18 protein-coding genes and 1 pseudogene are annotated in these 23891 nt (G+C 36.6%); 6 read left to right on the top strand and 13 right to left on the bottom strand.

Annotated elements, in window-relative coordinates:
* Nucleotides 1-473 precede the first annotated feature (473 nt).
* The 10 genes from J2746_RS01940 to J2746_RS01895 all read right to left on the bottom strand — a co-directional run bounded on the left by J2746_RS01940 (nt 474) and on the right by J2746_RS01895 (nt 12483).
* Nucleotides 474-1967, bottom strand: a complete 1494-nt coding sequence (locus tag J2746_RS01940; protein WP_209615370.1) for an oligosaccharide flippase family protein — start codon at nt 1965-1967, stop codon at nt 474-476.
* Nucleotides 1968-2324: 357 nt separating this feature from the next.
* Nucleotides 2325-3140, bottom strand: a complete 816-nt coding sequence (locus J2746_RS01935) for a radical SAM/SPASM domain-containing protein (RefSeq protein ID WP_280921208.1) — start codon at nt 3138-3140, stop codon at nt 2325-2327.
* Nucleotides 3141-3307: 167 nt separating this feature from the next.
* A complete protein-coding gene (locus J2746_RS01930) occupies nt 3308-4432 on the bottom strand; it encodes a glycosyltransferase family 52 (RefSeq protein WP_209615365.1) in 1125 nt (374 codons plus the stop codon).
* 34 nt (nt 4433-4466) lie between these two features.
* A complete protein-coding gene (locus tag J2746_RS01925) occupies nt 4467-5516 on the bottom strand; it encodes a UDP-N-acetylglucosamine 4,6-dehydratase family protein (protein ID WP_245249924.1) in 1050 nt (349 codons plus the stop codon).
* Nucleotides 5503-6633, bottom strand: coding sequence for a DegT/DnrJ/EryC1/StrS family aminotransferase (locus J2746_RS01920; RefSeq protein ID WP_209615362.1), 1131 nt, complete (start codon nt 6631-6633; stop codon nt 5503-5505). The genes J2746_RS01925 and J2746_RS01920 overlap by 14 nt, the downstream gene beginning before the upstream one ends.
* 33 nt (nt 6634-6666) lie before the next feature.
* Entirely contained in the window at nt 6667-7872 is a 1206-nt protein-coding gene (gene neuC / locus J2746_RS01915; RefSeq protein ID WP_245249923.1) for a UDP-N-acetylglucosamine 2-epimerase, read from the bottom strand.
* Complete coding sequence (locus J2746_RS01910; RefSeq protein WP_209615359.1) at nt 7826-8605, bottom strand: methionyl-tRNA formyltransferase; 780 nt, start codon at nt 8603-8605, stop codon at nt 7826-7828. Before J2746_RS01910 ends, neuC begins: the two co-directional genes overlap by 47 nt.
* On the bottom strand, nt 8598-9644 hold the full coding sequence (neuB, locus tag J2746_RS01905; protein WP_209615355.1) for an N-acetylneuraminate synthase: 1047 nt from the start codon (nt 9642-9644) through the stop codon (nt 8598-8600). The genes J2746_RS01910 and neuB overlap by 8 nt, the downstream gene beginning before the upstream one ends.
* A gap of 88 nt (nt 9645-9732) precedes the next feature.
* Nucleotides 9733-10428, bottom strand: a complete 696-nt coding sequence (locus J2746_RS01900; protein ID WP_209615350.1) for an acylneuraminate cytidylyltransferase family protein — start codon at nt 10426-10428, stop codon at nt 9733-9735.
* Between the two features lie 126 nt (nt 10429-10554).
* Entirely contained in the window at nt 10555-12483 is a 1929-nt protein-coding gene (locus tag J2746_RS01895) for a UDP-N-acetylglucosamine 2-epimerase (protein ID WP_209615347.1), read from the bottom strand.
* 266 nt (nt 12484-12749) lie between these two features.
* Here J2746_RS01895 and J2746_RS01890 point away from each other — a divergent pair, with 266 nt between their 5' ends.
* From J2746_RS01890 to J2746_RS01870, 6 genes and pseudogenes are all read left to right on the top strand, one after another.
* A complete protein-coding gene (locus tag J2746_RS01890) occupies nt 12750-13856 on the top strand; it encodes a transposase (RefSeq protein ID WP_209615344.1) in 1107 nt (368 codons plus the stop codon).
* Between the two features lie 60 nt (nt 13857-13916).
* Nucleotides 13917-14635: pseudogene (locus J2746_RS14610) on the top strand (transposase); the annotation flags it as partial.
* Nucleotides 14636-14876: 241 nt separating this feature from the next.
* Complete coding sequence (locus J2746_RS01885; RefSeq protein ID WP_209615342.1) at nt 14877-17336, top strand: oligosaccharyl transferase, archaeosortase A system-associated; 2460 nt, start codon at nt 14877-14879, stop codon at nt 17334-17336.
* Between the two features lie 87 nt (nt 17337-17423).
* The gene (locus tag J2746_RS01880; protein WP_342451762.1) at nt 17424-17915 is read left to right on the top strand and encodes a 3-isopropylmalate dehydratase small subunit; all 492 of its coding nucleotides are present in this window, start codon (nt 17424-17426) and stop codon (nt 17913-17915) included.
* A gap of 2 nt (nt 17916-17917) precedes the next feature.
* Nucleotides 17918-18787, top strand: coding sequence for a DUF7714 family protein (locus J2746_RS01875; protein WP_483414098.1), 870 nt, complete (start codon nt 17918-17920; stop codon nt 18785-18787).
* Nucleotides 18788-18811: 24 nt separating this feature from the next.
* Nucleotides 18812-19810, top strand: a complete 999-nt coding sequence (locus tag J2746_RS01870; protein WP_209615338.1) for an isocitrate/isopropylmalate family dehydrogenase — start codon at nt 18812-18814, stop codon at nt 19808-19810.
* Nucleotides 19811-19847: 37 nt separating this feature from the next.
* Here the strand turns inward: J2746_RS01870 and flaJ are convergent, their stop codons facing one another.
* Genes flaJ through arlH form a run of 3 tightly spaced genes read right to left on the bottom strand, consistent with a single transcriptional unit; the run spans nt 19848 to nt 23889 of the window.
* Nucleotides 19848-21503, bottom strand: coding sequence for an archaellar assembly protein FlaJ (gene flaJ, locus J2746_RS01865; RefSeq protein ID WP_209615336.1), 1656 nt, complete (start codon nt 21501-21503; stop codon nt 19848-19850).
* Nucleotides 21504-21512: 9 nt separating this feature from the next.
* Nucleotides 21513-23174, bottom strand: coding sequence for a type II/IV secretion system ATPase subunit (locus tag J2746_RS01860; RefSeq protein WP_209615334.1), 1662 nt, complete (start codon nt 23172-23174; stop codon nt 21513-21515).
* 19 nt (nt 23175-23193) lie between these two features.
* Nucleotides 23194-23889 carry an archaellum protein ArlH gene (gene arlH, locus J2746_RS01855; RefSeq protein ID WP_209615332.1) on the bottom strand — a complete coding sequence of 232 codons (696 nt, stop codon included), beginning with the start codon at nt 23887-23889 and terminating at the stop codon, nt 23194-23196.
* Nucleotides 23890-23891: the final 2 nt, after the last annotated feature.

Below are 23891 nucleotides of genomic sequence, written 5' to 3'. Positions count from 1 at the left end.
TACATTAGATTCAAATTATATAATATAATGGCATTAAGAGATGGATATATTCTTGTTACTGTTGTGCACTAATAGCTACTATCAAACTTCTTTGGTAGATTATAGTATTTTTTAGCCTTTGCTTCTTTCTCATATCTTCTCTTGACAAAGTTTCTATAGTAGTGAACTGCTTTTCAGAGTTCTTGTTCCAATTTTCTATGGCACTTTGCTTTTTATAGAGGAATCATAGTATCGATTGATATTGTTCTTATATTATTAATTCTGAACCATAACCTTTATACATTTCAAAGACTTTGGTTTATTATTTTTGTGGTATTGTTTAAACAATTTATTAACATGCTGATATCATGTAAAGGTTCATCCAAATCTTGAATTTGGTAACAATTATTCATATAGTGTAGTTGGAGATGCTTGCTTCAGGAATGACCATTAGTAGATCCACTTGAATCAATAGAATTAACTTTTAGTTATTACTAAGTATTTCTTTGTTTGTTCCATTTTATTGATTTTAATATTCGAATAAAACTGTGTACAACATTGGTTTTTCTATTTAGGTATATGAACAGAGGGATATTAAACAGTACAAATAATATTGTTTTACTTATCGTTGAAATTATATCTACTTTTTCTGCTAAAAGAACATACTCTATCAAGAAAAGCAAGATAGCAAGATAAAAAAATGGAAGATAAATTTTTGCAAAGAACTTGAGCTGATCAGTGAGCCTACTATATACCTTGGATGTGGAGTATGTTATGACCATGCTTCCATAAACAATATACGTAATACCCGTTCCTAAAGAAACGCCTTCTATCCCCCATCCTATCATAATAAAAGTATAATTTAGAGCTACATTCAAAAAAAGGGCAAATATCTGAAGCATAAAAAGACTGGATTGCTTGTCAATTGCTATTGCAAATTTATTTGATATTGTGCTCAGAGACATAAAAAACATAAGTACGACTAAGATCTTTGCTGCATTGACCCCCGGAATATATTCAGGCAAAATACCTTTGATAAATAAAGGGAACATCAGGTACGTCACCCCAATGATAAGAGGCATTAAGTAAGAAAGAGCAAATGTGGGTTCTATTATATAATTTTTTAAATGGTTTAGCTTATCAGTTGCTCCGCGTATTTCCATCATACTTGGAAATATAACTGACCCTATAACTGATGGGACATAAAATATCAAATTTGCGATAACAACCCCAATACTATAATATCCTAATTCTGTTTCATTGATAAGACCTGCAATCATCAATTTATCAATACTTCCAAGCAACTCATACATAAAAGATATTAATAATAGAGGGAAACCAACTTTTAAAAGTCTTACAATTTCATCGAACCTAATATTCATATGAAAAATATATCTTTTTGTTTTCCTGATAAGTATCAGGGCAATAACATAACTGATAGTTATTGAAAAAATAGCTCCGTTCAATTCATACATCAAAATGAGTGGATATATTGTAATAACACTCAAAAATGTGAAAATCAATGTTATTTTTCCTATTACTATAAAATTACTATTTGCAGCTAACAGACCTAAGTAAAAAGAGTAAAGTTGTTGTAATATAACTACCAGCGCAATTAACCTTAAACCAGTGATAAATACTGAAGAATAAGTATCAGGCAATAAGAACGATGCTAAGAGAAGACTTGCACTAATTGCAAGGGATATAAAAATCATCTCATAATAAACAGTGTTTTTAACCAGTTCGGACCTTTCCGGCTCCATCCTACCTTTGTAGAATGGTATTTCCTTAAGCATTGCTTCACGTAAGCCCAGATGGGAATGCTGACTATAGCTTAGAAATACTAGCAGTATGTTCCAAATACCAAAAAGAGATGGACCAAGTAATCTAGCTACAATTATTCCTCGTAAGATAAGTAGGATTCTTGTAACCAGCCGGACTGCAGAATAGTGAGAAGCATCCAGAATGATCCGTTCTTTCTTTTGCATTTGCTTTCAATTAAAACATCAAGACTTTAAAGCTGTTGGTATCCATTGAGTCGCTTTTAGACCACAATACTTCAAATGCTATTTGATCGTGGCGGTCTTTTTCCAGTTTCTTCCAAAGAATGCACTAAATTTATTCCTTCAATCCTTTACCCCATTTTCCTTACAAATGGAACCTATCTGTGAGCATATGATTCAGTAAAGAGTCGACGATCAAAATGAAAATATCATCATTTCCGTTCTTGTCAATTGGAGTGACTTTGTACTCTAAAGATAGCTAATTTTGAGATCATCCATTAGTTACATGAATATGTGGTCAGCAGTATCCTGACATTGTTCTTATCAGCCACAATAGAGACCTTATCCATGATTTGCATTCAGACAACTATCACACAAAGGTATTTTGTCAAGATCTCCTTTTCTGTGAAGGTCACGAAGTCTTTGGTATTTTTCACCATTCCATATCTCTTCAATGGAGCTCTCATTTACATTCCCGACTTTAAGGGCAGCGTTATGGTCAACACAACAAACGGTCACATCCCCATTCCACAGAATAACCATGTTGGTCCATATCTCCTTGCATAACTTTTTCTGTGATCTTGTTGAGCCGAAATCCTCAATTTGTCCTCCAGCCGTTGAAATCGACTCAATCTTCACATAATCAACAATTGGCTCCCACAAATCAATTCCAGCCTGTATATCCTTTTCATCAGTATCCTTGGAAGTTAGCATTTGGACCCTGATAGAAGGTTTCTTTAATCCTTTTTTCTTTTTCATTTCAACAATATTCTGAACATTTCTTGTGACCTGCTCAAAATCGGAACCAACCCTGAACTTATCATGAATGTCTTTTGTCGATTCAATTGCAATTGTCAGAATATCCAGTCCGGATCCAAGAATCTGTTCAGACATCTTTTCATCAAGAAGCATAGCATTCGAATTGAACTTGACTATTGGGACACCTTTATCTTTTGCGTATCTTATCATTTCTGGTAATTTCTTATTTATAAGCGGTTCTCCGGAAAAGTGCAGGGTCAAAAGATAAGGCTTTTTGAATTTTGTTGTGTCATCTATTACTTTCTTAAATAATTCTAGGTCCATGACACCCTCTTTCCGAGTCATAATCTCTCGCGGACACATAATACATTTCAAATTGCAATGATTCGTGACCTCCATCATCATATTCAGAGGGAAATTTGCAGTCTTTCTTATTTTCTGCAAACTCCCTATCTTGTAATGAACATAATAATACCACTTAAGACTTGGGATCAAACCCCATTTTCTGACCTTATAGATTTTATCACTGATACTGGATTCCGAATTGTTTTTAGAACTTTCAGCCATTAAATACACCTTTCATCATACACCAATGTTTCCGCAATAGTTACTATTCTCTCTGATGCCTTACCATCTATCCTATATAAATAATCATGCAAATATACTTTTTGTTTTTTCCTTAGCTGCGAAATCAAATAATCATCGTGTAGAGCCTTGTCTAAAGCTAAAGTTAATTCATTAAAAGAGTACACACCAATTGCTGCACCTTCTTCAGCATAGGACATTATATCTTCCTGCCCACTATAATTAACAGTTATTACTGGCTTTTCAAAAAACATAGCTTCTAAAGCCACAGTGGAATGAATAGTTATGAGAACATCACAAACATTTACCAAATCAATAATGTCCATATTTTCACAAAACATATAATTTTGTATCTGAGTTTCATGTACCACCTTTTCGTGCAGGTCATTTGATTCAGATGGATGGGGTTTTATCATTAATAATATTTCAGAATTATCTCTAATAGTATTGCAAACTGAATAAATTAAGGCCCACCTTTGATCATCACTGACAGGTTGTGTTGCAAGCAATACTAGTTTTTTGTCCGAAGGCAAATCTAACTCCTGCTTTGTAAAAACACAGCTTTTTTCCATTTTGCGTTGGAACAGGGAATCATACCGGGGTTGTCCTGTAACAGTGATCATATTTGATGAAACACCACAATCAATAAGGAGGCTTTTAAAGAATGGACCCATTACAGCGAGCATATTGACCTTTATGATACCGGGAACATAAGATTTGCCGTATACACCTTCTTGTATCCTTATAGTAGGTATATGCAACTTGTTAGAAGCCAAAACAGCTATTTTCTCTGGGAGGGTATTTTCACTTACGACCAATATCGTTGAAGGCCTATATATCCTCAAAAGCAAGGAAGAGAAGAGAACACAAATATCCAACAGTCTATCTTTTAATAGAGTTCTTTTATCTATAATTCTGGTTTGATATAAACTTGCTGACCCAGAAGTTATACTTCTTTTAGAGCATTTACTGTTTACTCTTTCATAAAATGAGGACACATTCAAATAGATAATCCTCCTACTCCTTTTTTTGAAGGTTTTAACTACCGGATCAAGAGTAGAAACATGATTATATCTTGAAGCTATGGCTAAAAATCGTTGGGTCAATATTACACCATTAAATACGCTTGGAAACACATCGTCAAATAAAGATTTTATCCAATAGTACTTTGATTCCTTCTTTACTTAAGCGATCAGAATCATTAGAATTAGACGAATACACTGCTTTTTGGGTTTTCACAAATCCTTCGGGAATATTTAACAGGAAACTTTCTGCAAGACCCATATTCTCTGTTGGCAAAATAAACATCCTATCATCCTCATAAGCATTTTCAGCCTCGTGCTCGGTCATTAATTCCTCATACAGCTTTTCACCAGGCCTTTTGCCTATGTCCTCAACAGTTATATCTGCGAAGTTGTAGCCATATTCAGGAGCAAATTTTTCGATCATGACCTCTGCCAATTCCCTGATATTGATCACAGGCATTTTCAGAATAAATATTTCGCCTCCTGAAGATATCCTGCTTGCTTCGAATACAAGGTCAACAGCTTTTTCGATTGTCATCATAAAACGAGTCATATCAGGGTCAGTAAGAGTTACCGGACCACCTTTCATTATTTGATTTTTGAAAAGAGGTATAACTGAACCACGAGTGTTAAGGACATTCCCAAAACGAACACATGAAAATGATGTTTTTCTCTTGCCCTTGTAGTAGTTCATTGAAACGGTCAACCTTTCAGCAAGTAGCTTGGTAGCTCCCATTACATTAGTAGGGTTTGCTGCTTTGTCCGTACTTATTAAGATCACTTTTTCAATTTCATGATCAAGTGCTGCGTCCATCACATTCTGTGTACCAAGAATATTTGTCTTTACGGCATCAAGAGGGTTATATTCACAGAGAGGAACATGTTTTAAAGCTGAAGCATGAAATAGAATATCAATACCCTCAAGAGCTCTTGATATCCTTTCTTTGTCTCTGACATCACCTATCAACGGTCGTATTCTGTCTGAACCTAGCTCATTGTAGAGATTGAATATTTCAGTCTCATTATTATCAAAGACCCTAACCACTTCAGGATCGAATTCAAGCAATTTCCTTACCAATACACTGCCAATTGACCCTGCCCCTCCGGTTACCAGGATTGATTTCTCCTTAAAAAAATTATCATAACCCATTTCAATTTCCCTCATAATAGTTTGTAATCTCATCAATCAAATAATCCATTTCATCTAGCTTCAGGTCAGGGTACATGGGCAAAGTAAGAACATTATCTGCAATTTTATCCGTAACAGGCAAATCACACTCATACTTTAATACATTTCTGTAAAAGTGAGACCGGTGTACAGGTGAAAAATATACTTTAGACATTATCCCCTTATTAGCTAGATGTTCCTGCAACCCATCCCTGTCATTTGCAATAACAGTATAAAGTTGATATACATTGACGTGACCTTCTGGCATGTTTGGGAAATAAATATGTTCAGCCACTTCTTTCTTCAAACGTGAGTTCAAGTAAGAGGAGTTGTCCTGCCTCATTTTAATTATAGCATCCACTTTTTTCATTTGTGCAATCCCAAGAGAAGCTGTAAGACTTGACATCCTGAAGTTATACCCCAGAGTTACATAGTCCATAGATATAGTAGAAGAAAAATATTGCGAATTATCTGCCCTTCCATGTGAACGAACCAATTTCAATTTTCTATATATCTCATCGGAATCAGTTACCATTGCACCACCTTCTCCTGTTGTTATTACCTTGTTCTGGCAAAAGCTCAACATTGTGGAATCACCAAATGTCCCTACTTTTTTACCTTTAACAGATGCACCAAATGCCTCAGCTGCATCCTCTATTAAGATTAAATTATAGTCATCGGCTATTTCCTTAAGTTCCCTTATCATACATGGACAGCCACCATAATGAATTGGCATAATAGCTTTCGTCCTAGGTGTTATTTTTTCAAGTACTGAATCAGGATTTAGCCCTAATGTTTGTTCTTCAATATCAGCAAAAACGGGCTTTGCACCAACAAAAAGAGGAGTATTGGCGGTAGAGATGAAAGTAAATGAAGGAACAATTACTTCATCACCTTTAGAAATACCGTAAGCTAACATTGAAGCATGTTGAGCAGATGTACCAGAATTAAATGTCACACAATACTTAGTACTAATAAAATCTGCTATCAGTCTTTCAAATTCCTGAATATCCGGACCTTCTGCCCAGGACATACCAGACTTTATTGAATTGCTAACATTTTCAATATCAGATTCATCCCAGAATATTTTAAAAAGAGGAATTTTCCAGTTCAAAATCATTACTCCTTTATAAGTGCTCTATAAAACTCAATATGTGTTTTTCTTTTGTAACAATTGCTGGTCAAGCCTTATCGTTGCAAGAGCATCTGCAATCCTAACACCAGACTTTCCATCACCATATGGGTTTTTGCATTTGTTTACTTCCTGTTTGAATTTTTCATCAAATAATGCTTTATTAATAGCCCTCAGAATCTTTTCCTTATCATTTGGTACATCAATAACATTATTAGAACGCTGTCTTCCTTCCTGCCTGATCCCAATATTAACAACAGGTAACTTGAATGAAGAAGACTCGATCATTCCACTACTGGAATTACCAATCAGAACACTTGCAATATTCATTAAACTTATGAATTCCCTGCGAGGTATGTTCTTGAAAGTATGTAAAAAATCCTTGTGCTCATATTCTTGGATTACCTCAATTATTGTCCTCCCACCTGAATCCGAATTAGGATAAATCAATATGGTCTGGATATTAAGTTCAGAAAGGGCTTCAAGGGTAATTCTTATTTCCGGCCCTGCTTTTTCGGGTTGAGTAGTTACAGGATGCTGTATTACAAGCAACAAAGGTTCATTTCTTTTTATTGAAAATTTTTCTGCGAGAATATCAAATGGAATCAAATCTGTATTTAAGATCGTATCCAGTCCTGGAGCACCAACTACATTAATTCTCCATTCTTCCTCACCGAGTTTTCTGATCCTTTCCGCACTTTCTTCTGTAACAGGAAAATGAATATGGGAAAACTTGGTCATTGAATGACGTATACTCTCATCTATACATCCTCCGGTAGTGAAGTCACCGCCGTGGATGTGTGCAACAGGGATATTCATATGTGATGATGCTATGGTAGCTGCAAATGGTTCACCCCTGTCACCTAGAACCAGAACAATATCTGGTTTGATTTGTTCCAGCGCCTGAGTTATACTTATTATACCGATACCCAATGACTTTGCCATGGATGCCCCAGAATCATTGCTCAAAAGCATATCAACAGCAACATCTATATCGAACCCGTCCTTTTCTATATCCTTGATGGTATAACCATGCGCATGAGAAAGATGCATTCCAGTAGCAATTATCGAAAGATTGAGTTTTGGATGATATTTTATAGCCTTTATAACCGGATATAATAAACCATATTCTGCACGTGTTCCGGTAATAACACATATTTTTCTTTCCATTATATCATCTATCCTCTTCAATATGTATCTGAATACGGTATCTCTTGCCATCAACTTCAAAATAAGCACTTTCTTTAATGTTGCTGGTCGTCAGAGCCCTGAAAAGCCTTATAAGATCACCTGTATTAACATTTTCACTTAGATCAATAAATTGTATAGATTCAATATCTGCTTTTTTATATATAGTTCCCTTGTTTAAATCCTGTTTTTTGAGAGTATAAGTGTTATGAACTAATGATTCCCAGCTTTCTTTAAATAATTCAAATTCTGTCATTTTAACTTTTTGATATAAGGAATCTGCTGTATCATCAGGCATTATTTCTATCCCTTTTTGGTGAATTATATCTCCTGCATCCATTCCTTCATTCATGAAATGTAATGTTGCACCATAAGGAGTACCATCATATATGGCCCATGTAGGTGTATTCCAACCACGGTTATAAGGAAGATATGCAGGATGTAGGTTTAGTACACCATATTTTGGGATTTCCAGTACCTCTTTTGGCACAACATACGGAAAATGTACACAAATAATATAATCGGGTTCTAACTCCTTGAGTTTTTGTATACTCTCTCCTGTTCTGAACTTGCTCCCTTCCAGTACATTTTGACTTTCAAGGTAATCACATAACTCCAGAAGATCCTTATCATGAGTTGCTTTGTTCTTATCTGAAACCATTAATGCAATGGGTTTGACACCATTTTCAAGAATAAATTCAAGCACCCACTGACTAATATCTCTGTCACCTGCATAAACAATCCTAGGATAATCATTCTTATTCAAGTTTCTCAAACAATATCATCTCATCAGCATGGATATTTTCTTTAGCAACTTTTCCCACTACTTGCATAAGGTCCTTTGGAGGTATACCTATACCTGGTCTTTTAAATAAAAGCATATCTTCCTTTATCACAGTATTTTTCTGAATAGGATTCTTTGCAACAATGCTTTTTCTTGCTACATCCCTTACTTCCAGCTCAGAATCCACAGGCATTTTATCGCCGGAGCCATGTGCTTTCTCTACAATTCTTATAGCTTTGACCATTTCCTTTAATTCAAAAGGTTCAAGGGATGCAAGATGATCAGGACCAGGAAGGCTTTTATCGAGGGTAAAATGCTTTTCGATGACCGGTGCCCCCATGGCTACGGCTGCAAGAGGAACATAGATACCGGGAGTATGATCAGAATATCCAACAGGGATATCAAATTCTTTTTCCATTGTCTTCATGGCCATCAAATTAGAATCTTCTATGCGTGCCGGATAGTTGGACACGCAATGAAGCAGAATCAGATTATTACAGTTCTTTTTTATTACAGACACTGCCTCACGTACCTCTTCAAGGGTAGACATACCAGTAGAAAGAATTATCGGAAGACCTTTTTTAGAGAGATATTCTAAAAATGGGTGGTTTGTAACTTCTCCAGAACCTATTTTTATAAGAGGAACTTCTAGTTCTTCAAGAAGATCAGCACTTTTGTTGTCAAAAGGAGTTGATAAAAAAATAATGTTTTTCTTGTTACAATATTCAATTAATTCATTATGACCTTCTTTTGATAACTCCAGTTTTTTTATCATTTCAAACTGAGATTCTGAGCTGTCAGTATTATCTAACTGATATTCAGCCTTTGGTGCATTTTTAGTTACAAGTTCTTCTGCAATAAAAGTCTGAAACTTAACAGCATCTGCACCAGCATCGCTTGCAGCATCGACTAATTTTTTTGCTAACTCAATGTCACCATTGTGATTTACACCAGCCTCTGCAATGATAAAACATGGACTACCTATACCAATATAGCTTTTTTCAATCCTAATTTTAGTCATAAGTCCCTCATTCAAATATTAATTATACAGTCTTTTTTTGTACTACTAAAAATCCAACTTTACCCTTATAATAAGGCAAAAAATCTGATTATATATACTTTTTCTCATATAATATAGTCTCAACAGTCATAAAGTCGATTTCATTGTCAATATCAATACTTCTCTGTAATGGCATTATATATGGAATTGTTTTTGAACAATAAAAACCATTGAATTTCTTTAAAGTAGAAGGAATTGAAATATAAATAGCTCCATTAGGGAGATAAGTTCGTGGTAAGTCCTGCCGTCTCATTTTAAGATATTTTTCATTCATTAGGGGTTTAAGATATCCTGCTTCAATTTGGGAATACCAGAAAGGAGGATGCTCTGCCTCACAAACACTAACTAACGATTCGCACTTCTTTTCAGAGAAAAGTTCTATAGCCTTATCTATATCAAAAGTAGTACGTAAAGGCGAAGTTGGTTGTAAAAGAACAACCATTCCGACTTCAATATTTTGATTTTGAATCGTATCTATTGCATGAAAAATCGCATCAATTGTTGGAGAGTTATCTTTTGCAAGCTCACTGGGACGCTTAATTACATTTGCTTTGTACTTTTCTGATATATTTGAAATCTCAATATCATCAGTTGAAACAAACACCTGATCCAGATATTTGGATGCTAACGCAGCTTCAATTGTATAGGCAATAAGGGGTTTTCCGGCGAGTTCTTTGGCATTTTTACCAGGAACACCTTTGCTGCCACCTCTTGCAGGAATAATCCCAATTATTTTGCTTTTCATACACTATTACCATAATTATAGTCACTTATATACATATAGTATTGTAATTAGATTAATTGTAGATGTGCATCCTATAAATAAAGAAGTGATTTTATATATTCAATCTGGCACAAAATAGAAATTCAATTATCCTGAATTCTCAATGATGTTAAGTACTCTTGTTGTAGCTTCACCATCCATCTTATACAAATGTTCATAAACAAATATCTCTGCATTTTTGTCTAATGAACTCCTTACACTTTCATTTTCAAAAATAGAAAGGATTGCAGGAACTAACTCTTCTTCAGAATAAACACCAATAGCTGCTCCGCTTGCAGCATATGGCATCATGTCTTCCTTTCCAGTAAAATTAATAGTAATTACGGGCTTATGGAGAATCATGGCTTCAAGCGCAGTTGTGGAAAATGCTGTCATCATGATGTCACATGAATTTATTATTTCATAAATGTCAATTTTTTGAAGGACCTTTATTTTTCCATCTATATTGGAAATTAATTCTTTACTTATGCTTGTTTCAGCTGGATGCAATTTTATTATCAATTGACTATCAGGAAGCTCGGAAATTGCCTTAACCAGCCCCATAAATATTTTTTTATTTTCTTCAGGGTCAATAGGTTGCGAAGTATACAAAATTGTCCTTTTGTTTAAGTCCAAACCAATTTCAGATAATGTTTTGTTTTTATTTAAATACTTTAATTTTTCAGGAACAAGATCATATTTAATAGAACCTGTCACACTTAAAGAATCAGGAGGATAATTTCCGATCTCTTCCAACAAATTCAGATAATATGGACCAAATACAGCTGTTATATCAGCCAATGGATAATAGGGAGTATGATATTCACCTTTTTTTGAGACTTCACTTTGAAAATGAACATAACTTGGCCTGTTTTTTGATATTGCTCCATGTTGCAAAGCTATCGTTCGGACTCCTGAAAGTTTTCCACCAATAATAACAGCTCTTCCAATTGGATTGTACTCATCAATAAGAATTAAACACTCAGGACTTTCCTTATATATTATCTCTAAAACAGTTTCGATAAAATAAATAGAGTTTTGAAGGCCATAAGAATATATATGAAAATCCATCTGTTTATAGAATAGTTTTGTAATATTGTAGGATTTATAATAGACATCCGTATTTTTTAGTTTTTCATACGACCTTTGTAAATTCTTTGTCGCTGCTAACAATTCTCCAAAATTTATATCATATCCTTCTGCAATTCTAAAAAAGATATTATGATATTTCAATTGCTTCATTTCAAGTATATTTTTTAATCCTATCAACGAAAAAACAGGAAAATCAATCCTTGTAACCTTATTTTTTTTGTTAATTCTATGAATCAGCGATTCAAATATGAAATCCTTTTTATTTCTCCAGTTTGATGTCAACGATATGATAACATAGTTTTTGTTGAAAGGAGACATCTGTCTTTTTTTATATCGAGAATAAAGCAAAGATGAAGCAATTTTTCTTGCAAAAAAACGAAAAATTACAAAAAATCGGAGGAAAGTAGGAAATAAACCAGACCAAAAAAAACTGCTAAGGAGTATTTTTTTGTTTTTGATATGCTTGGAATCACAACCCAAAATAGAACATATTTCAGAATAATAAAAATTGTGCGGGTTAAACGTATTTAGATGAATCACATGTTGAGGTTTTTCTATTTTTAGAATTAAATCTAAAAGTTCTAATTTTTCAAGAAGCTTTTTTACCGAAACGGGATTGTTCAAACCTTTATAAGAGTCAAAAATACCAATTTCTAAAAACCACCATAAAGAAATTCCTTTATAGTCAAAAATTTCCTTAATAGTGCTGTTCCCAAAAATAGGTTTATCAGCCCACTGTTTGAACCAAGTCAAAATATCAATATCACTTGATTCACTCAATGAATAATCCCAAATATTTTTATGCTCAATATTTTTTGATAAAAGCATTTTATGGATGTCATGATCAAGGCAAACAATCAAAACTTTGTCTGTTTTTTTTATTACTTTATTCATTATATTTAAAGAGTCTTTTTCACAAAGAACTAAAGTTCTGTCAGTAACCATGATGATCATTGATTGAATAATTTGTTTTTTGGGAATATGAATTTAGATTTAAAAGCATTAGATATGCCTATGGATTTCATCATAAATACTTATGTTATAGAGTAAATTACAGGTATTTAATATTATGTAATAAATAGAAAATTCAATTTGAGACCATCAAATTAGAATTTTGATTTAAAAACCTATCTCTTTTTTCAACAAGACCTACCCAAAAAAATAGCGTCACTCCCTCCAAAACTATAAATAGTATAAATTTGGCCAGTCTCATGGAGGATATTTATACTGTTTATAAAGGAGTCCTCTTTGAGGACTCCATTCGAAACGATATTGGTAAAGAGAATGTATCAGTTTGCCGCTTACTACATTTTCTTAATATTGACGACATCGCACAGCATGTTGAAAATAACCATTATTCCAATAAAGACTGGCATTTCAAATATCGTATTTCTTCTATGATAAAACTCACTATTGTCAAATGTTTCAGAAATCTTTCATTCAACAAAACAATCTCATCTCTTTCAAATGAAGAAGCTCTGCTTCTTCATTTTGTTGATGAACATGGGGATATTGCACTACCTACAGGAGCAACACTTCACCATTTTGTAAAATACAGGTTAGGAAAGAAAGGATTTCAATATATTATGGGAATGATAGCTGAGAGGATCATCAAACTAACTAAAGCCAGAGATCTGAAAACCGATTCTACACCTCTTGAAGCTTCCAGATATGACAAACATAGTGATTATAATCCTCACTATGGATGCAAAATGGACAAAGCTCACATCACATTGATAGGAGTTTTTCCATTGTACATGATGTATACAAATGGATTGGCCAGTGATTCTCCTGAACTAGATAAGCATATTAACTTCTTAGAGAAGTTCAACATCGACATTGATTTTTATGCTTTGGATTCTGGATATGATTCATTTGAAAATCATGCTGATATATGGTATCACTTGAAAGTGAAACCAACAATCCCACCCAAATGTAATGCAGTAATTAACATAGAAGGAACAATTGAAAGAATTAACCACTGGGTCAACAAGCTGTGGAAAAAAGGCGGTTCGATACATATGCCATTAGCAAAAAAACTGGAATTACTATATGAAAACAGAAGGCGAAAACAAGTAGGTATGTATCTGAGAAACAGAATGATGATGGATGAAAAGTTTGAAGAGAAAATTAAGACGAGACAACCTATTGAAAGATCAAATAGACACATCAAAGGTAGAGTAACTTTTGATGTGAGGGAAATACAGAAGAAGAGCAGGGAACTCTATTCAATAGTAAGATTTGTGGCATACCAGTTTATGACACTGACAAATTTACAAAATAAAATTGAAAAGGTTGACTTAGCTAGATATTTTTAAGAAAAATACTCATCAAATTAGAATGGAGGGAATTATGAACTAATTTGATAATCTCAATTTGACGATAAGAAAATAGCAACATTCTGGGAATCTTCGCCTGAGTTAATAGATACTGAAAATGGAATATACGGCCTTAAGATCGTTAAACCAAATAGTGTCAATTACTTCTATTTTTCAAGGAAACTTCAGAAAGAGCAACTTGATTCTAAGGCAAGAAAAATAATGAGACAACTAGGGTAAGCAAGGGCAATACAAGAATCAATCGATAAGAACAAGAAACTTCCAAAAAGATTCAGGATTAATAATGTCCTTGTTGATGTGAGTTATTCTTTGCAGACAAAACTCATGAACTTGATGAAGAAGAAGCTATCAAACTTCTTGAAGAGAAATTAATTACGGGTCGAGAAGGATTTTTCTGTTTGAGATCGAGCAAGAATTTGACACTAAAAGAAGCTCTCCAAACATACAGAAAAAAGGATAGTATCGAGAAAATAATGCATTCTCTGAAGAATGAAATTGAGATTAAACCATTACGAGTGAGGACGGATGCTAGCATTTATGGTGCCGTGATCATTGGGTTCATTGCGCAACTCTTCATATCGCTGATGCGATATGAGTTCGATGAACTCAAACATATGTCTACAAAATTCATTAAAAATAGCTTATTGAATTTGACAGTAACCGTCGATTTCATGAAAAGTCAGGTAAAAAAGTATATTTTCGCCAATTTTGATGACATAAATTCACTGATTTTAAGGCAAAAATGGACAAAATCGTAGCAACTTAGCTGAAATTATTTAAACTGTCGAATAGGTTTTCCTGACAAAAAAACGAAAATTTTGGGTTCAAAGAGAAGACATTCTCTTTGGGAAAGAGTGGAAACTGTCAAACTGGGGGTTACTATCAACCGGATATGAGCTACCACCTACAATATCTATATTTATCAGAGACACTAATTAGTCTGCGCTACAATATATTTAGCAATCATTAAAATAATACTAATTTAGCAGGGGAATAATAATGGAAGACGAGAAAAAAAAATCATTTGATATTAAAAACGGTTTACCATACCTGATAGGTGTGGTAATATCCTTTCTAATAGCATTTTACATCCGAACAGTTCCTAAAGCCGGTGTTTTCATATCTGACACTTTCGTGAGATTCGGTGGCAATGATCCTTGGTACCACTTTCGAAATGTAGAATCAATTATCCATAACTTTCCACATATGTTGTGGTTTGATGCATATACACAATTCCCAAACGGCACTGATCAGGTATTTGCACCACTATTTGACCTAGTTCTTGCTACAATAATATGGGTACTTGGTGTTGGAAATCCAGATCAAAACCTCATTTACACAATAAGTGCATACTATCCTTCCATATTAGGAGCTCTTGTTGTAATTCCTACATATTTTGTTGGGAAATGGTTATTCAATAAAAGGACAGGTTTGTTAGCATCCTTTTTAATCGCAATTTCCTGTGGTCAGTTTCTTTCAAGATCCATAATAGGGTTCAATGACCATCATATTGCAGAAACATTGCTTAGCACTGTAGTGGCCATGTTCCTCATAATGGCAATAAAAAAGGCAGATCAAAATAAAATTACCTTTTCTGATTTGAAAGAAATGAATTTAAATCCAATAAAACCTGCAATTCCCTATCTTATTCTAACAGGAATTGCCCTGGGAGCCTACTCACTCGCATGGAAAGGAGCATTATTCTTCTCATTTATAATTGGCGTTTACATTACTGTCCAGCATATTATTAATCATATGCATGGAAAAAGCACGGACTATCTCGCAATAAGTGGAATGATCATCTTCTTTATTGCATTGATAATGGTACTTATGACACCCTACTTGGGAGGAACAAAATCTCTATACATTAAAGGTCTTCTTGCAGGTATCATAGCATTTCCGATATTAACCGGGATATCTATTGTTTCAAAACATAAAGGACTTAAAAATTATTACTTCCCTGTTTCAATTGCTACCCTTTTCATAATAGGGGTCCTTGCAGCAAAACTTTTCTCAGAATCAGCGTACTCCCTGATCACCAGCGTATTCAGCTATTTCATGCGTACAGGTGGCGGCCTAACAGTAGCAGAAGCCTCCCCTCTCCTCTCCATAGGTGGTCAGTTTTCCCTGCAACCCCTCTGGTACAACTTCGGCGCCCTTGGATACATCTCTTTCATCGCACTTGCAATACTAATCTACAAAGCATTCACCCAGAAGAATACTCCAGACAAAATATTCCTTTTAGTCTGGACACTTATGATAATATGGGCAATGCTTCAGCAGAACCGTTTTGCATATTATTATTCAGTAAATGCAGCAATCCTCAGCGCATGGATAGGTATTGAAATTCTGAATTTTGCCGGCTGGCAAAGCCTGATAGACAGTATCAAATCAAAAACGTTCAATGCTAAAAACATTAAGGCCATGCACATACTCTCAGCCATATTCATATTGCTGATCATGGTATATCCAAGTTATAGTCTTGCAACGCAGCAAAATCAGGGGACAGGTGGACCAAATGGTTACTGGATAGAAGCAACCCAATGGTTAAGATATAACACTCCTGATCCAGGACTTGACTACTATGAAAACTATGAGATTCCTGCTGATGGCGAAAGCTACCAATACCCAGAAACCGCATACGGTGTGATGTCCTGGTGGGACTACGGACACTGGATAGAGGTCATTGGACACCGTATTCCAAATGCAAATCCATTCCAACAGGGAATTGGTGGAAGAAGAAATAGCATAGAACAAGAGAACAGACCAGGTGCATCAACTTTCTTCACAGCACCATCTGAAGAAGAGGCCACAGAAGTCCTAGAAGCAGTCCATCCAGACCCTGACAAAGCAGGGGCACGCTATATAGTCTCTGATGTTGAAATGGCAACTGGGAAATTCTATGCAATGACAGCATGGACACTGGATACTGCTGATTATTATGTACAGGTGCAGACCGATTCAGGATACATGAATGTTCCCGGACAAAGATATTTTAACTCGATGGAAGCAAGACTCCACATGTTTGATGGTAACGGACTGAAACAATATCGTATGGTTCATGAATCACCAATAGGAAACAGTCAGGAAACAGGATACAAGAATGTCTACAACGTTCTTTTTGGTGGAAACCTGGAAGAAGAAAATTCAGGTTATGTAAAAATCTTCGAATACGTTGAAGGTGCCACAATTACCGGAACAGCTCCTGCTAATGAGACAGTGACTATCAGCAACACAATACTGACCAGCCAGATGAGAACGTTCACATACACTCAAACCACAACATCTGACGGAACTTACTCATTCACAGTCCCTTATTCAACAACAGGACCTATTGAAGGAGAAACACAATTCGATACCATGCCAACAGGACCTTATGTGATAAGTTATGGAGACACCACACAACAGGTCAGTGTTAGTGAAACAGATGTTTTGAATGGGAATGTAATCGAAATTTAATTCTTTCCCATTCTCCTCTTTTTTACATTTTTACTTCATTTCCGACATCTACAAATAACATCATGCAGAAGCTAGCCATAAGGTGATATATTGGACAATATAATCAAGGGAAAAGCATGGATATACGGCAGTGATATCGATACCGATGTAATAATTCCCGGAAAATACCTGCGAACAAAGGACATGCAGGTCTTTGCAGATCATGCCATGGAAGGGATCGACCCTGGATTCTCTCAGAAAATACAGAAAGGCGATATCATTGTTGCAGATGACAACTTTGGTTGTGGATCATCCAGAGAGCAAGCTGCTCTGGCACTTAAATATGCAGGAGTAGGCTGTGTAGTCGCCAAGTCATTTGGAAGAATCTTTTTCAGAAATGCCATTAATGTAGGTCTTCCATTAATGGAAGCAGACGTTCAGTGTAATGAAGGCGACGAAGTTGAGATTAATTTACCAGAAGGAATCGTGAAAGTAAATGGCAAAGTCTTCCAGGGTAACAAACTTCCTGACTTCCTGCTTGAGATTCTTACTGATGGTGGCCTTGTAGCACACAGAAAAGCACAGAAGAACAAACAATAATTATGTCTAAAATGATATTTCCGGATGAATACAAATACATCGGGCACAGCAAAGATATGCCTGACGGTGAGGACAGACGAATCTACTTCCTTACCAAATACTTAATTGTTGAAAACTGTGAAAACGGAACCTATTCACTTTTTGAAGTGGAACACCAGGGAGATGGACTGCTCAGGGATGCTACAAACCTGAAAGAACTAGCCTCCGGAGAAGAGATCATACGTTATGAGAAGGAACTTAATATCAAAGATAGGGCGCTTCTCATAGATATAGCAGCAGACATCTGCAATGAAAAAATTAATACGGTCATATTTACAGGGATAGACAAACATCTGACATTCGTACACAAACCTGATCCTTCTGAGATTATTGAGATTGAGATTGTTGATATTTTTCCACCTGAACCTTCCTGGCTTGCAAGTGTTGTTCGCAGAATAGAAAAAAGTGGAGTATGGGGAGATCTGTCTATTCGGTTCACAGAGAATCTTACAGACCTTAGACAATTTGAAGGAGAAAATACTGTATTCCCATGTTCTTCTTCCGGACTGAAAGGAAAATGTCTGGATTGCGATGTTATCGATGAGGATGGAGCTTTGCTGGTGGGTTGTGAGATCTCAAAGAGTCTTTTTGAGTCCAGATTTCCGGGAATCAAATATTCGTTTGTGAATATCTGTCCCTTCAAATCAGATATATTCAAACCCACAAAGATTTTTATCACAAGATGCTGTCGTGCAGAGAATTCAGGAATTGTTACCATAGGTGGCATCAGAGGAGCAGTTGTACACTGGGGTGCTTCGGAATTTGATGTGACAATGGCAATCAGGGATCTTGTCCAGGAGCTAAAGCTTTCTGGTAAGAAAGACAATTTATAATAAAGGAATGATTGGGGATTTGACATGAAACTTGCAGTTGTAGAAGGAGACGGAGTTGGGAAAGAGGTAATTCCTGCAGCCCTTGAAGTTCTTGACGCATTTGGACTTGACGTGGAAAAAATACCTATGGAACTGGGTTATGGCAGATGGGAACGAACAGGGTCTGCAATCACAGAAGAGGATATAGATGCACTGAAAGACTGTGATTGTGTCCTTTTTGGTGCGGTGACAACACCTCCTGATCCGAATTACAAAAGCGTGCTCCTTACAATACGGAAAGAACTTGATATGTATGCAAATGTTCGTCCAATACGCCCTCTTCTATCAGTAAAGGGAATTCATGACAGGACTGATTTCAATTACATTATCGTCAGGGAAAATACCGAGGGACTTTATTCCGGGATTGAAGAGATAGGAGAAGAAATATCCACCACTAAAAGAGTAGTTACAAAAAAAGGCTCGAAAAGGATTGCAGATTACGCAAGCAAACTTGCCAGTAACAGGACCAATAAACTGACAATAGTCCACAAATCCAATGTGATGAAATCCGATAAACTGTTCCTTGATGTATGCCGGCAGTCTGCAACTGATGCAGGTGTCACACATAGCGATGAACTGGTGGATTCCTTTGCATACAACCTGATAAAGAACCCCTGGAACTACGATGTGATTGTCACCACCAATCTTTTCGGAGATATTCTCAGTGATATGTCAGGAGCTCTTGTGGGTGGGCTTGGTCTTCTGCCAAGCGCCAACATTGGCGAAAAATATGCCTTCTTTGAGCCTGTTCACGGCAGTGCACCGGATATTGCAGGCAAGAATATCGCAAATCCTCTTGCTGCAATACTCAGTCTCAAAATGCTTCTTGAATGGAACAAGAACATGGCTGAAGCAACAATTCTGGAAGAAGCTATAGATACTGCCCTAAATCTGGGCCTTTGCACTCCTGACCTTGGAGGAAAGAGCACTACATCTGATGTAGGAGAGTTTTTAGCTAACTACATCAAAACAAGATTAGAATGAAAAGGATATTCTATCCTTTCTACTTTTCTTTTTTGTTTCAGGCCAAACCCAGTAGTGATGATACTGCTGCCATTGTTACAACAGCACTTGCACCGGATATCCAGACCATGATCACAAAATCTATGGTTGCACTGAGCATATGCCCTCCGTCCACTACCCTGATAAGAAGAGCTGACATCAGGGAATGACCTATCATGATGGCCAGAACCATGTTAGAAAGAGTATCCAGATTACCTATATTAGTGTAAAGAATCATGCCCATGGACATACCGGCAGGCATTTCCACTGCTGAGAACATATCCTGCATCAATCCCACCACACCAAGGGAAATGTACATAGTAAATCCTATACCACCGGTCAGACCATACAGAACACCCACAAGACTTCCGGCAGATTGGGATCTTTTTTTCCTGAGTGTTACTATCCTGTGAAAATTGGTTGCGATAATGTCGCCTATAACTTCAGGCTGACCACCAAGATTGGTGGCCTGGACGAACATTCCAGAAAAACGCTGTACAAGATTACTACCGGTATTTACTGCAAAATGTTCCCATGAACTGAATTTGTCTATTCTGGTAACAAGCATTTTATAGAGATTATTCACATCAGTTGTAAGCGGTCCGAAGTCATGCGCCCTCAATGCCTTGAGAGCCTCATCAATAACACCACCTCTTGCACCGGCAGAGCTTCCAAGAGAGCGAATGAATGCAGGGAAATTCTCATCCTTTCTTCTGATAGCTTTTTCAATTTTTCTGGAAACATGTCCTGTGTACACCAGAGGAGTGAGTACCATTGCAACAGCTATACTGGTCTCAATTTTACCATAGAGAAGTACTGCAATAAGAACCACAATACAACCTCCAATAGAAACCGGAATTGAGCGGTATAATTTCAGTTTGTTTTCCGTAATATCGCTGGACTGACTCCATGCAGGATCCTTTGGAATCTTGCTCTTTGTGAACATCAGCATGACGACATCGGTGACAAGGAAAATAACAACTACTATACCCATGAGAAGTTCTGCGTTCATACCGGTTATCACAGGCATGATAACAGCAAAGGAAGCCATGAATATCAGTGACATGACAAGAGAGACGAAAAGTTCCTTTATGATCTCAACAACATAGAGAGCACCATTGTACATTGCCTCATACTCGTTCATCACAACGTTCTGCTCTGCAAAAAGGAAGGTTTTTACATCTTCTCCTGACTGGAGAGCATGTGCAAATCTGTCAAGAAAGTCCTCAAATATTATAGAAGGAGTCCTTTTGGAAATAAAGCGACATGAATCTGCAAGACTCAGATGCCATACCGTTACAAGATCATATATCTTCCTTGTTTCCTCCGCAAGTTCCTGATAATCTTCATTTTCCGACACGATTCTAACGATATCTATCCTCGGAGTTTCTGCTGTTGCAATTGAACCCATCTGGGTGATATAGTAGTGCATATTGTTATCTATACGGGAAGCTTTGGCACCCAGTATCGAAAGAGGATAAGAGAAAGCAAATACGATACACACAAGAGGTATCAGATAGGGTATATATTGTGCAGGTCCTGTGAAAATTGTAGGCAATATTGCAAGAAGAAGTATGGAAAATATAAATCCGAATGCTATGATAGGCAATGCAAATTTCTTGAGATAAACCTTGGGTTCCATTCCAAGATTCTTGAATGCTTTATCATAGCTCACAAAATCACCTTATATTGCAAATGGAAGCCCATCCACACCGTGCTTGTAGAAATTCACAATGATCTCAAGAACATCAAAATAATCTTCAATTCCTCTGGACCTCATTTCTTCCAGTATTTTGGCCCTGAGGAAAAGATCCTGGTAGATCTGTCTTTTATCTTCATAACCAAGCTTTGTGGCTATCTTATCCTCAAGGATGTAACTGTTATTCAGACCACGGAACTTGTGAGTGTCAGTATCAGGCTCCCACTGGAAAACAGCCCTTGTTGCAACACCACCGATCTCTTCATAGTATCCTTCAATTTCCTCAATAGCAAGGGCACGCCTGAGGAACTTACCTTTACGATAAACAGCTGAAAGAATCATTGCAATATTCAGGTTATCGATGAAAGTCACAGGTACATTGATAGGATCAGCCGTAAGACGCTGGATCATCTTTGATACAGCAGATGCGTGAAATGTTGCAAGTACAGGGTGACCTGTCTGCATACCCTGAAAAGCTACATTACCTTCGGCTCCTCGGATCTCACCTACGATAATATAGTTCGGTCTTGACCTGAGAGCCGCTTTTAGAAGGGCAAAAGTATCTACCCTTGATTCGGGCGGACCTTCCTCACGAGTGATCAACTGCTGCCATACAGGTTGTGGTGGCTGAACCTCAGCAGTATCTTCAGCAGAGAATATCTTGGCCTTTGGATTTACAAAAGCAAGGCACGCATTGAGCATTGTGGTCTTTCCACTTGCTGTTTCACCACTAAAGAAAATACTCATACCATTCTCAAGACACATCCACATATAGGCTGCCATTTCTGCATCCAGTGCACCCCAATTTATAAGCTGGATAATACTTACAGGAACCTCACTGAACTTACGCATGGTAAAACTGCTACCACGTTTACTGACATCGATACTGTAAATAATGTTAATACGAGAACCATCTGGCAGAGCACCGTCAGCTATCGGCCTGGCATCACTCACCGGACGACCGATACGCTCACTCATACTGCGAAGCCAGTTGTCAAGACCTTCTTCATCTCCAAATGTCAGGTCAGTTTTAATAGTGTCAAATATCTTGTGGACGATAAATACGTTGTCCACACCTATACTGCTGATATCTTCAAGATACGGGTCCCTGATGATCGGCTCGATTGGACCGGATCCAATGATATCCCTTTCCAGATGGTAGAGAATTTTGTTGTACTCTCTCTGGGTCATGGGAACTTTTTTCTGAACAGGCATGAGTTTCTGGAGAATATCAAATTTTCCTCCTTCTTCATCATCATCAAGGTTGCCACCTGAGCCTATATCAATAGATTCGTTGAATAATTTAGTGATCAGGTCTTTGAGTTCAGATTCAGATTCCGGAACCGGTTCATTGGCAGATTTTTCAAGAATTATCTCAAGAGTAGTTTTGTACTTCTTCTTTTCAGTATCATTAAGTTCAGGCTCAACACCGTAATAATTGACCTCACCCAGCTCTTCACCACCATACAGGTGAATAAACACAGGATCCCCTACGGGAAGAATAACGTTCACTTTATCCCTGTCAATGTCTTTTGAAAGACTTACCATGAAAGTGGGTTCATCTTCTCCCGTCTCGCGCATGAACTTTTTAACATACTCGCCCAGATGAGGATTTCTTTGAACTGCTTTTTGAAATTCCTGATCCATATTATCACGACTCTTACGATTATGATACAGAAGCGATCTCTACTACAAGGCCTACTTTCGGCTCTATTCTGAAACCTATCATCTGACCCACCGGACCTTTTGCACCTGTAAATTTGTTCACAACGATAGTTCTTTTAACTTCACTACCCAGAGGCTTTGACTTCAGAGTAATGTATACATCACAGGATGAACGGAACATGGAAGCCAGGTCCTCTGTGAGCTGGTTGGGTTCGATTGTGAGAATGATAACTTTTCCCATTCCATTAAGTTTCTTGAGGAATGAGATCAGGTCAAGTGTTTTTTCAGTATTTGCACTGTATTTGATAAGAGATGAAAGTGTATCAATAATTATAACATCTTTTTCGAAGAGTTCCTCAGCAGCCATTAACCTCTCAATAAAATCGAAACGTGATTTTGCTGCCTGAACAAGTGGTATCACAGGTATGTATAAAAGAAGGCCATTAAGAAGAAAAGGAGCTATCGGGTAATCCATTGAATACATCTGGTTGATAAAACCTTTTGTTGTCATTTGTGTGGAAACTAAAGTAACACTGACATCATTTTCGTTCAAACCAAATGAAAGTCGCTGGGAAATTGTGCTTTTCCCACCACCACTGCCACCTTCGATAACTACAAGTGAACCGGCAGGAAATCCTCCTCCTAATTTATCATTAAGGTCATCCCTTGGGATTGCAAATGCATTAATTTTTGCCATTC

Source organism: Methanolobus bombayensis, assembly GCF_017873415.1.
Lineage (GTDB): Archaea > Halobacteriota > Methanosarcinia > Methanosarcinales > Methanosarcinaceae > Methanolobus > Methanolobus bombayensis.
This window is presented reverse-complemented; position numbering and strand designations above follow the sequence as displayed.

Bases quoted from the DNA above. Each gene is read 5' to 3' on its own strand.
- arlH (WP_209615332.1), bottom strand. From the start codon at position 23,889: ATGGCAAAAATTAATGCATTTGCAATCCCAAGGGATGACCTTAATGAT.
- J2746_RS01895 (WP_209615347.1), bottom strand. From the start codon at position 12,483: ATGGTTACTGACAGAACTTTAGTTCTTTGTGAAAAAGACTCTTTAAAT.
- J2746_RS01925 (WP_245249924.1), bottom strand. From the start codon at position 5,516: ATGAGGGAAATTGAAATGGGTTATGATAATTTTTTTAAGGAGAAATCA.
- J2746_RS01900 (WP_209615350.1), bottom strand. From the start codon at position 10,428: ATGAAAAGCAAAATAATTGGGATTATTCCTGCAAGAGGTGGCAGCAAA.
- neuB (WP_209615355.1), bottom strand. From the start codon at position 9,644: ATGACTAAAATTAGGATTGAAAAAAGCTATATTGGTATAGGTAGTCCA.
- J2746_RS01940 (WP_209615370.1), bottom strand. From the start codon at position 1,967: ATGCAAAAGAAAGAACGGATCATTCTGGATGCTTCTCACTATTCTGCA.
- neuC (WP_245249923.1), bottom strand. From the start codon at position 7,872: ATGGCAAGAGATACCGTATTCAGATACATATTGAAGAGGATAGATGAT.
- J2746_RS01875 (WP_483414098.1), top strand. From the start codon at position 17,918: ATGTCTAAAATGATATTTCCGGATGAATACAAATACATCGGGCACAGC.
- J2746_RS01860 (WP_209615334.1), bottom strand. From the start codon at position 23,174: ATGGATCAGGAATTTCAAAAAGCAGTTCAAAGAAATCCTCATCTGGGC.
- J2746_RS01935 (WP_280921208.1), bottom strand. From the start codon at position 3,140: ATGGAGGTCACGAATCATTGCAATTTGAAATGTATTATGTGTCCGCGA.
- J2746_RS01870 (WP_209615338.1), top strand. From the start codon at position 18,812: ATGAAACTTGCAGTTGTAGAAGGAGACGGAGTTGGGAAAGAGGTAATT.
- J2746_RS01885 (WP_209615342.1), top strand. From the start codon at position 14,877: ATGGAAGACGAGAAAAAAAAATCATTTGATATTAAAAACGGTTTACCA.
- J2746_RS01890 (WP_209615344.1), top strand. From the start codon at position 12,750: ATGGAGGATATTTATACTGTTTATAAAGGAGTCCTCTTTGAGGACTCC.